The 10,155-nt window shown below is 40.3% G+C and carries 9 protein-coding genes and 2 pseudogenes; 5 read left to right on the forward strand and 6 right to left on the reverse strand.

Annotated features, from left to right (window positions below):
* Positions 1–65: 65 nt before the first annotated feature.
* The 3 genes from AC5JMF_RS25105 (at position 66) to AC5JMF_RS25115 (ending at position 2,213) form a co-directional block, all read left to right on the forward strand.
* Complete coding sequence (locus AC5JMF_RS25105) at positions 66–428, forward strand: hypothetical protein (RefSeq protein WP_495798425.1); 363 nt, start codon at positions 66–68, stop codon at positions 426–428.
* 106 nt (positions 429–534) lie between these two features.
* On the forward strand, positions 535–942 hold the full coding sequence (locus tag AC5JMF_RS25110) for a hypothetical protein (RefSeq protein ID WP_495798426.1): 408 nt from the start codon (positions 535–537) through the stop codon (positions 940–942).
* 1,121 nt (positions 943–2,063) lie between these two features.
* Positions 2,064–2,213: a CopG family transcriptional regulator gene (locus AC5JMF_RS25115; protein WP_495798427.1), complete on the forward strand. Its 150-nt coding sequence runs from the start codon at positions 2,064–2,066 to the stop codon at positions 2,211–2,213.
* A gap of 406 nt (positions 2,214–2,619) precedes the next feature.
* On the opposite strand, the pseudogene AC5JMF_RS25120 reads toward AC5JMF_RS25115, so the two are convergent.
* Positions 2,620–3,930: pseudogene (locus tag AC5JMF_RS25120) on the reverse strand (group II intron reverse transcriptase); the annotation flags it as partial.
* 736 nt (positions 3,931–4,666) lie between these two features.
* Between AC5JMF_RS25120 and AC5JMF_RS25125 the strand changes: the two are divergent.
* Together AC5JMF_RS25125 and AC5JMF_RS25130 are read left to right on the forward strand one after the other, a co-directional pair.
* Positions 4,667–5,071 (forward strand): hypothetical protein, encoded by a 405-nt coding sequence (locus AC5JMF_RS25125; RefSeq protein ID WP_495798428.1) that lies wholly within the window; start codon positions 4,667–4,669, stop codon positions 5,069–5,071.
* Positions 5,072–5,385: 314 nt separating this feature from the next.
* Positions 5,386–6,639 carry a serine hydrolase gene (locus tag AC5JMF_RS25130; protein ID WP_495798429.1) on the forward strand — a complete coding sequence of 418 codons (1,254 nt, stop codon included), beginning with the start codon at positions 5,386–5,388 and terminating at the stop codon, positions 6,637–6,639.
* A 151-nt stretch (positions 6,640–6,790) separates the two neighbouring features.
* On the opposite strand, the gene AC5JMF_RS25135 is transcribed toward AC5JMF_RS25130, so the two are convergent.
* From AC5JMF_RS25135 to AC5JMF_RS25155, 5 genes and pseudogenes are all read right to left on the reverse strand, one after another.
* Positions 6,791–7,048: a hypothetical protein gene (locus AC5JMF_RS25135; RefSeq protein ID WP_495798430.1), complete on the reverse strand. Its 258-nt coding sequence runs from the start codon at positions 7,046–7,048 to the stop codon at positions 6,791–6,793.
* A 20-nt stretch (positions 7,049–7,068) separates the two neighbouring features.
* Positions 7,069–7,836, reverse strand: coding sequence for a hypothetical protein (locus AC5JMF_RS25140; RefSeq protein WP_495798431.1), 768 nt, complete (start codon positions 7,834–7,836; stop codon positions 7,069–7,071).
* A 37-nt stretch (positions 7,837–7,873) separates the two neighbouring features.
* Positions 7,874–8,257, reverse strand: coding sequence for a hypothetical protein (locus tag AC5JMF_RS25145; protein WP_495798432.1), 384 nt, complete (start codon positions 8,255–8,257; stop codon positions 7,874–7,876).
* Positions 8,258–8,343: 86 nt separating this feature from the next.
* Positions 8,344–9,462, reverse strand: a pseudogene (locus tag AC5JMF_RS25150) (IS701 family transposase); the annotation flags it as partial.
* 78 nt (positions 9,463–9,540) lie between these two features.
* On the reverse strand, positions 9,541–9,906 hold the full coding sequence (locus AC5JMF_RS25155) for a four helix bundle protein (protein ID WP_495798433.1): 366 nt from the start codon (positions 9,904–9,906) through the stop codon (positions 9,541–9,543).
* Positions 9,907–10,155: the final 249 nt, after the last annotated feature.

A 10,155-nucleotide genomic window follows, 5' to 3' on the forward strand; every position in this document is an offset into this window, starting at 1 on the left:
TGGTGCGCGGCGCGGTTACACCGCGCCATTGCTTGTGACACTTGCGTAAGTCCTGCTAATAAAAAATGAACGTAATAAAATATGTTCGCTCTTTGCTTCGCAATCCAGCGCAAAGAGGAATTTTGGTTACTAGTAGAACTCTAGCTGTAGGTTCTGCCTGCATCCTGTCATTAGGTACTGGAGGCGGAGTTGTCTATAAAGAGTTGCAAACTCATCAAAGCCAGAGGCAGATCCAAATTAACAACTGCTATCTAGCTCCTACGCCATCAGCTACGCCCACAGTCAAAGCAAAACCTATGCCTAAGACAGTAACTTTACGCATCACGACTCGTAACATTTTTCATATACGACCAAATCATATAGCAAGTAAGAACTTTATGGCAGAGTCAGAAGAGAGCTTGCGTTGCGATTTTACTAAGGAATGCTGATTACCTGACTACCAGATGACAACACCTTTGAGGAATATTGCCGACATCCTTTAAATTAGTGCATCTGTTAAAATTCAGGGATCATCAATTCTCTGACAAACTAGCTATGACTTCAATCACTGGAACAATTACGATTAATGTGCAGGCTAATGAGAATAGACAGTATATTTGTCAACTATCGTCTTCTATTGACCAGCGCTCAGATGAGATCCGTTGCTGTGGTCAAAGCGAAGAACACGCCATAGCCAATGCTTTAGAGCAATTAGCCAGTGAGTATCGTCAGATTGCTGAGGAGCATCAAAACAAGGATTGGAATACAGTAGAGCGTTCAGAGTCTGGAGAACCAATACAAAAGCGTTACCATGTAATTTTGCATTACGAACGGATTGGGAAAGCAGAATCTAGATTTGAAGCGATGCAGGATACTTTGTTAGGAAATACAGTAGTTGAAAATGCCAAAGTTACCTTGATTGAGATTGATGCAAATTTACCAGTCCAACCTTTAACTCAATGAGCAATTTTCAATAGCAGGCAGTTGAGGGCAGATGATTCTCCATTGACACAGTTGAAAATCTGGTTCACTGTACAATATAAAACTGCCCTAGACGAAAGCCCAGAGCAGTTATGAATAGAAGTAAGTTATATGGGAGACTTATAGTGTTGTCCCCCGGTTTATACATAGTAAATACTGTTATATAACACTATTCACCTAGTGTTCTGCACTTTACGCAAAAAACCAATAATTTTAATCGTGGCATTACAAAGATTATAAGTAAGCACGCGATCGCAAGTGCGACAGTGCGATCGCTCCTAGTTAGCACCACATAGGGGACATTTACCAGTAAATAACCCTCTTCTGTCACTTTCCGGTTAGGCGATTGCTAGAAGCCTCATTAGGCAATCAATACAAGCTATACTATTAGAAAAAAATTGGTCTTGTATTTGTTATTAGAAAAGAATGGCGCAATTGCTTGTTATATCAAAGCTCTAGAATTCAGAAATGGCAAATGTTTTCGGAGAGTGACAGAAGAGGGATAAAGGATGCCAATCAAGTAATTCTAACTGTTGCTCCCTTGTCCACCGCTGTATCTGTGCTGTCTAGTACGGATTGATGATACTTTTTGTCAATGCGTAAGTCCTAGACTAAAGGATTTTCTACCGCCGCTCCAGATCACAGGTTCACAAGTAAATGCAAGTTACCACTGAACAGCATAAGAGCGAGACTTATCATGAAGCCAAAACAAAGGTGCAGACAAAGTGAGAATATATGATCGCATAAGTCATAAATTCTCCCAAGGTGATTGCTAACCCGTCTGACATTGGCTAGTGAAGTGACTAGACTTGTTGGTGTTAAAGCTTGTGTTAACGCAATGAATAGGCTGCTACACTACCATGTGTTTCTACTGAATATCTAAGAGAATGAGTTTTTAAATTTATATTTTTTTTAGAACTTCTACTGCTAAATTATCCAAAATTCATAATTGAGAAGACACTTTGACTCTTCATTACAACTTTAAAAGATATAGCGCTTTTCTTCACGACTTCTTGAAACTAATATCATTACTTTTATCATTGTAGTAACAGTTTAGATGATTGATATTAGAGAAGTAGTTTCAAGCAGATCTTATTTGACTTATGAATAAAAAATGGGCTGTTAAAAGATTGACAATCAACCTTACATCAGGCGAAGTAGAAAAGTTAGAAAAATATTGCTCAATAACAGGACGACCGGCAACGGATGTTATTCGAGAGTTAATTCGCTCTTTGACTATTGATCGTGAATAAAACGAGTCATTCAGGAAATTTTTTAATGTTTTTATGAGAGTTATATTAATAGTATTATACCTCTAAATTATCAATTTAAGAATATAAAAATTAGGTATTAACTGTTAAAAGATAAATCGATTATATAGCGTTTCTCAGTCTAGTAAAGTACAGTAGCAACAATGAGTAACCCAATTATAAATATCATTTAAAGAGACTTAAGCTACAAGCATTTTCAATCGAAGAAGCTTATCGCGCCTTACGAAAGCTGATTATCGAGTGTCCTGTTCTACCCTACTCTCAATACCGCCGCCTTTTGTCTTCATCCCAATTAGGTATTGAGTTAGGTCGAGGGGAAGTATTATCTTCCGCCCCTCCCAATTAGAACCGGACGTGCGCCTTTAGGTGCATCCGGCTCCCGACAAATTTATTTGCTCATGTGAACGTATTGATGGCAGGATTGGTGGATAGCAAAGAGGTTTTTCAACTTCCAGTTATCGTGATTGCCATCTAAATGATGAAGATGTATATCTTCACCGTCTACGAACTTAAGTCCGCAGTGTCCGCAAGTATGGTCTTGTTTCTTGAGAGCTTTGGCTGTCGCCCCATCGTAGTGGAGAGATTGTCTTTTACTCCAGTAGACAAGATTGCCATTAAAAGGAGACGCATCTCCTTTAACCATGACGTGCTTGTTTTCTGAGTACGGTACTGCGGGGAATGCCTTATCTATTAAGGCATCCGTTTGATAGCGGTTAAGTTTGGATTGTTTATTAAAGACACTCCATGCTCTCCTGCGGGTAAACCACAGTCTGAACCTTGACCCATCCATTTTGCAGTAGCGATGATAGTTTCTCCAACCTCTAATAATGGGAGAGAGTTTTTGGCTTTTAACTAAAGCACCATAGTTCGAGTTATTGACTATAGCTTTAACTTTCTTGCGGAATGCTAGATAATTATCCTCTGAGGGAGTACATCTAAACTTTCCGTTTTTCTGGACTCGAAATTGCCAGCCGAGAAAATTAAATCCATCAGTCGCGGATACAAAGCGTGTCTTCGCTGACTTAATGTTTAGACCCCTAACGCGCAAAAATTCTGTGATTTCATCAAAGACTTGAGCTTGGTTGTCGCCTTTCTTAAAGATAAAAACCATATCATCTGCGTATCTCACAGATTTATGTATGGCTTCTATTCCGTGTAGGGCAATGTTGGCAAGCACTGGGCTACACACGCCACCTTGGGGTGTACCTTGTTCGGGGAATTCAGGATTAACCCCTACTTTTAGGCATTTCCATAATCCCAGTTTTGCACTTTTAGGTGCTATGATTTGGGACATTAGGTGGTTGTGATTAATCCTATCAAAGCATTTTTCAACGTCCATCTCTAAGATTATTTTGTCCTTACCGTTGGATTTTGACCTTAGATTATCAAAGAGATATTTCTGTACATCATGTGCCGAACGACCAGGACGAAAACCATAGGAGCGTTCATGAAAAATCGCTTCGTGAGCGGGTTCGATAGCATATTTGATAATACATTGCCATGCTCTATCTTTCATGGTTGGTACTTTGAGACTTCTCATCGTACCGTCCTTTTTAGGAATCGATATTTCTCGTAACTTGCTGTGAGTCCAAGTGTTTACTTGTGTTTTTAGTAAGTTATCAAGGTCGAATCGCTCTTTGAAAGTTAGAGATGCTTTACCATCTACACCTGCTGTTTTCTTGCCTTTGTTTAGCTGGCTAAAAGATTAGGTGTCGATTTAGCAACTTTGCAGCGAGAGCAAACTAACCAAAGCGATAAGGATTTTGAAAGCTGGTGTCGCTCGAAAGATCCTGGTTCTGTTGGCTGGCGTTTTCAGGGGGGACTGTTCCACCCGATCAAATAATGTCGTTGTTTGCGCTGCGATCATCAATATACAAGGCAGCGATCGCAAGAAGGCGGGCGCTGAGTCCTGAGCCTGCGGCACGGCTTCGCCGAACGGACACGCTACGCGAACGCGCCATCGCACATTCATAAATTCAACTCTCCAAACTTAGGACTCCACCAGCCTTTAGCTGTGCTGAAATAAGCCACATCCTTATGTTTGTTGTCCTGACGGGACTCTTGAGAATCATTTGATTTTGGAATTATCTAGAATAATTTCTTGTCTGTCTCTACACTTTTATCATTATTTTCTTGATTCTTTATGCAAGCAGATAGCAGTTTTACCTGATTATTCAAATTAGCTTGTTGCCAAAATACAAAAAAGCATTTGTTACAGATTATTCTCCTATAAAAGTTATAAAAAAGATTAATAATCTGATCAAAGTGCATATATTCTTTCAGAACTCCTGATTAATTAAACAAGTAATTACACCAAATTAATTACACAAAATCTAGTCAGAACTGATTCTCTCATTAAGAATCAGTATGTAATTAATTTTATTTAGTGACTTATAAACCAACAATCATTCCATAATTTTTTCAGCAGAAATCAGATGAGCGTTAACTCAGCAAATGCCGTATATGACATCAAAATTGAAGATTTACTTCAAACTAAAAGACTTCCTGATGGAGATAAAATTGAACTGAGACATGATGGTAAAAATGGAATTGATGCACAAAAAATTCAGATAAATCTTATTGTTACTGCTGACGATTGGTGGAAAGGTGTTCTCCTATTTACTAGAGCTGGCAATAATACATACGTACCGATTACCGAAGTGCAACAAGAAAATGGGAAAGCATTTGGTTTTGTCACACGAGATGATTTGAAACACAAAGATTTAGTTCTTAGTAAAGCAAAAGGATTTAGTAGTCATACTAATATGTACCATATAGAAGATGCCGAGGATTTCTTTACTGAAGGACAGTCTTTTACATTCATCTGGACTCAAGCTTAAATTCATATTCTGAGGACTTGAAATCAGAAACAGAAAAAGAAACAAGGTAATTTATTTTTAGATCTAATTCTTGTTTCTTTTTCGGCTTTTACCAACTCTTATCAACTTTTAGTCAGATAGTGTAAGTTGAACTGTTGCTTTCATAATTCGCTGCCTACTCAAGCAAAACTAACCAGTAGAATTTGATCTACAGGTAGTTAGATGAAATTTATTACACACATTCTCAGTTGAAATTCTTATCTAAAAAAGAACAGAGTATGTGTTAATTCTGTCAGGTTACTTATTTATAAGCTAAAAATCAAGGAGCTATTTCAATGGTTAATATTACTAATGACTTTAATTATACAGCAGCAGAGAATATAATGTCTCGATTCAATATCTCTAAGGCTGCTCTGGGCGATCATGTGATGCCACTCCCCAAATTAGAGGGCGTGACCTCCTATACACAAGTGGAGGAAAAACCGACTTTTCCTCAAACCTTCTCTGGAGCTAGCAAGCACCTTGATGCCAGCGCCTTCTGCAATAACTTGCACAACTCAATCAGTGGGCTGGTTCCAGGCTATGCGATGCAGCTTCGCCAAGGCGGCAGCCCCATCCAAACGTTTGAGTGGAACTGGTCTAAGATGCCCGTGGATGGCGACGTTGGCTTCGGCATAGATCGGCGGATGCACATCGCTAGCGTCAGCAAGTTGCTCACTGCGATTGCAATGACCAAGCTGCTTCATGATCAAGGTAAATCCCCCTTTAGCACCAAGATCATAGATTATCTTCCTAAATACTGGAAGAAGCATTCAAGCATCCAACAAATCACCTTCAACCACTTGATGACCCATACCTCCGGCTTCAACACTGGAGGCTACAACTCTTTCTACTATACGATGAGGAATCAGGTCGAAGCCGGAGTCAGCAAGGTAGGCAATTTCTATTATGAAAACATGAACTTCGGACTCTGCCGTATTCTGCTCCCAATTATGAACGGTGATATCCCAGCAAATGCAATAGTTCCGCCCTACGCACCGTACAACCCCAACTTAGATGAATATCGCAACAACCAGTTCTGGGAACTCACGACGCTCAACGCTTACAGTCAATACCTGTATAAGAACGTCTTCTCTATTGCTAGTGTAACCAACGCAACTTTAGCCCATCCAACAGATGCAGCTCTTGCTTACAACTTGTTGACATCCACCAATCATAATGGTTGGGACTCCGGTGATTTCTCGTCCTCTTGTGGCGGTGACGGCTGGCATATGTCGGTCAATAGCGTGCTAAACATTATGTCAGCTTTCCGTCGGGGTGGAACGATTATGACACCAGCACAAGCCCAGACAATGCTCGACAACAAATTTGGCATCGACTCGATAACCGACACACCAGCTGGTAAAGTCTACAGCAAGAACGGTCTGTGGCGGGAGGATCAAGACTACCGCACCGAGCAATGCGTCGCTTTATTTCTTCCAGAAGACATGGAACTGGTAGTGTTCACAAATGGCACTATCGACTCCACACAGAGTTTGGGTGCGCTGCAGAATTTGGTGATTAATTTGTACAAGTTACACCTGGTTTGACGATGAGTGAGGTACTAGCTCATTCACCAACAATAATGGTCAACGGGCGGGTATGTAAGAGTGAGTTAACTCTTAGAAGAATTTGATGTTAGCTGATCTAAGCACAAAGATTGACCATCAAAGACTCAAGTCTTTTTGCCAAAATTGGCATTTACCCCTCCATTGGCAATACCAACTCATCAAGCAAGGCGTAAAACTGCGGTACTAACTCCTCCAACTGCCGCAATTCATTTACCGCTACTTCCTCCAACTCCAGCACCGCACACCAGCGCAAATCCGTTCCCCAGCGCTTGAGGATGGACTTCACAGCCTCAACCCCATGTCTGATACCGTCTTTAAGCATTTGGGCGCAGGTTTTTACCAGAGAGCGATCGCATTCGCCGTTGGGGTCAAAATCCGTAGTATCCACCCCTGCTTTAGGGGGATTCCCTATACCAACAGTAGGGGGGTGGATACCAAACAATTCGCAATTTCCAGTTCGCAATTCGCAATTGTTTTAACTGCGAATTGCGAACTGGAAATTGCGAGTTGCCTAGCGCGTTTCTGCTCCCGATGAGCAATCACATCTAGGGCAAAGTGCAATTCCTCTTTCGCTAGTGAATAAATTGTCACCTGCTCCCCACGAGGCCCTTCTTTGCGATTCGCCAACTTCAGTCCCAACTGTTCAACTAAGGTAGCGAGTAACCAAATGGGCTGACAGTCAGCAGGCACAGTAAAACCAAGAATCGCTTTAATATGAGCAGCACACTGTATGGCAATTTCAGTCATCCTTACCAATTGTGGATCATCGGCGGTAATTTCCTCTCCCTTCACTAAACGTTTTAAAATGTCATGCAGTCCCAAGTTAAACCGCGCTAACCACCGAGCTGAATAATTACCCCAATCCATACACAAAGGTAACTTGTCCCGCTCCGAATAATCCTTATCTGCAACAATCTTGGGTGGTGCAGGGTATTCTCTATTAGTATGTGGGTCAATAATCGTGCCACCGGGTTCTGATAATATGGCCTCAAATGATGCGTAAGCCCTAACCAACCTACCCCCTTCATCTTTTTCCACCAGTTCTTCAGTAACCTCCATCCCATAAGAGTCTCGAATCCGAAACTTCTCACATTCATAAACTTCCTCTGGCTTCAAATAATCCTTACTTTTACGAGCGCGATACTCGCTTGCAGAAATATCATTAGCTTTATTCACTGCACAATTATGTTCAGTGTTCAAAACAGAGGCGGCATCAGCAAGGCGTTTTTAGCATCAACATCATCTCACTGCCCATTGGTACGATGGTATTGCCCATCTCTAGTAATAGCGATCGCAACTCAGATCGAAGATTATTAATCAACTGGTGACGCTGGGCTAGAATTTGGCAGTATGCATCTAGAGCATAATCCTTCTCAACTCCCCGCTTACCTGTCTCCCGGTCAATTCGCAGTAAAAAAGCGTTGACTTCATTAGTTTGTAGTAACCCTTCTTTAATCTTGGTGGCGTTAGTTTCCTTATATCCGAAGGGTGGTCTTGGTGCAACCCAAATATGAAAGGGAACCTTGGGACGATAACGGTGTAGTTGTTGAGCGCATTCTGTTGCAGTCTGGCTAACAGCGTGAAAGACACCGAACACGGCATCAAAGTGATACTCTGCAATATCTACACCTGTTCCCAGACTGGGGGAGACGAACAGAGCATCTAGACTTTTAACAGCATTGGTTATGTCTTTAACCCTCTTTTGTCACTATAGGCAGAGGAAAAGTAGAAATCAGGGTGACTCAGGGATATAAAAATTGAACTGGTGAGGCTATAAATAATAGATTGAAGTTTAGAAAAGCCCAAAGCTAATTGAGGGATAGGAAAAACTGTTAACCAGGGATATATCAGATTAAACAGAGTAAAAGGTTGAATGATTAAACGAAGATTATTGAGAATATTCTTCCAGCCATTGCTACTATCCCACCAGGGATGTGAAGCAAATTTTGACTCTCGTTGTGGTGGAGTCTGAAACAGTTGCTCGGAATGCAGACTAACCATTAAATAAGTACTGCAAATAATTTCCCACCATCGTTCAATATGTGGGTAGTGCGTCAGGCGAAAATCTGCCCAACCTAGTTCATTCTTACTTTGTTTTAACCCGTACTCAACCCAAGTTCTTAAACCGTAAAAATTGCCAACTTCTCTGGGTGTGATGTCGGGATATTTACTCATCACATACCAAGTAGTATTATCAGGCAAATGTTCCGCATCCGTAGTAATTTGCCAATATCTAAGTTCTCCACGTTTTCCCGGAATTATTTCTCTAATAAATCGATTCTCATGGCTCAAATTAGAGAATACTCTTTGGAATCTATGCCACTTTGAATATTGAATATGTTGTCTGGGAAGTAACTCCACATAATGATTTGACCGAATTGCTACTATATAATTCAAATTCAGTTCATCTAATACAGATATAAAATTCTTACTGCTCTCTCCATATAAGCTGTCTGCAAGTACTAAGTTGAATTTAAAACCCATTGACTGGAGCTTTGTTATCAGTATTGCTGCTATTTCTGGCTTAGTGCGATACTTATCTCCTGGCTGTAATCTTTCACGAGGTTTATATACTTCAAATAGTAATGGAAAGGTCATTCCACAGAAAACACCATACACTGTAACTGCTACAATCCCATTATCTGTTTTTCCTAAATTTCCTATATACTGCCGTTTCACATAATCTGTCTTGCTCCCTTTCTTTTTATCCCCTGTCTCATCAATAATTAAAATGATTGGTCTACCTTTAAGCACTTGTAAAATTAACTCTAATCTTAAGGTTCTTAACTTTTCTATATCCCAAGGTGATAATGAACACCGCAGCAATACCAATTCGCAATTCGCAATTCGCAATTCGCAATTCGCAATTCGCAATTAATTTCATTGCTTGATTTTATCTTTGACTTTTCGAGTAGATGTAACTAAAATCTTTCCAATTTCTCTAGTTTCTTGAAGCAGAGATTCAAACTTGTTTTTCTCAACCAATTCTGCCTCTATTAATATTTCCAACCAATATTCGGTTTCTCGTTCTTCTTTAAGTGCAATTTCTAATTTGCTCAAAAAATCCTTATCAGATTGGGCGGATTGAGCTTCTCTAACATTAGCTCCAATAGATGTGCCACTTCGTAGTAGTTGCTTTGAAAGTGTTCGACCAACTCCGGGTTTTTCATCTAAGAAAGTACAAGCCTTAACTATTCTTATTGCCAAGGCTTTTGTTCTGTCAGTAATACTAATATTTTGATTCATATATTTGGTTCCTTTCTTAAAATTGCGAATTGCGAATTGCGAATTGCGAATTGCGAATTGGAGATGAAGCCGCCGATGCCGGAGCAAATATCGAGAACTTTTTGAGTTTTGAGGGGAGTGATTTGTTTTGTCATACTTTCCTTCCCAATAAGTAATTAACGGCTTGGGAATCAATAGCAGCAATGCGTTTTTTTATTTGATGCGGAGGATTTTCGAGAAATTGTTTGAGATGCCAAATTCTGATTTGAT

Source organism: Desmonostoc vinosum, from assembly GCF_059505385.1.

What these genes read in the sequence shown, in the direction of transcription:
- AC5JMF_RS25105 (WP_495798425.1), top strand. Translation starts at nt 66, where the DNA reads ATGAACGTAATAAAATATGTTCGCTCTTTGCTTCGCAATCCAGCGCAA.
- AC5JMF_RS25110 (WP_495798426.1), top strand. Translation starts at nt 535, where the DNA reads ATGACTTCAATCACTGGAACAATTACGATTAATGTGCAGGCTAATGAG.
- AC5JMF_RS25115 (WP_495798427.1), top strand. Translation starts at nt 2,064, where the DNA reads ATGAATAAAAAATGGGCTGTTAAAAGATTGACAATCAACCTTACATCA.
- AC5JMF_RS25125 (WP_495798428.1), top strand. Translation starts at nt 4,667, where the DNA reads ATGAGCGTTAACTCAGCAAATGCCGTATATGACATCAAAATTGAAGAT.
- AC5JMF_RS25130 (WP_495798429.1), top strand. Translation starts at nt 5,386, where the DNA reads ATGGTTAATATTACTAATGACTTTAATTATACAGCAGCAGAGAATATA.
- AC5JMF_RS25155 (WP_495798433.1), bottom strand. Translation starts at nt 9,906, where the DNA reads ATGAATCAAAATATTAGTATTACTGACAGAACAAAAGCCTTGGCAATA.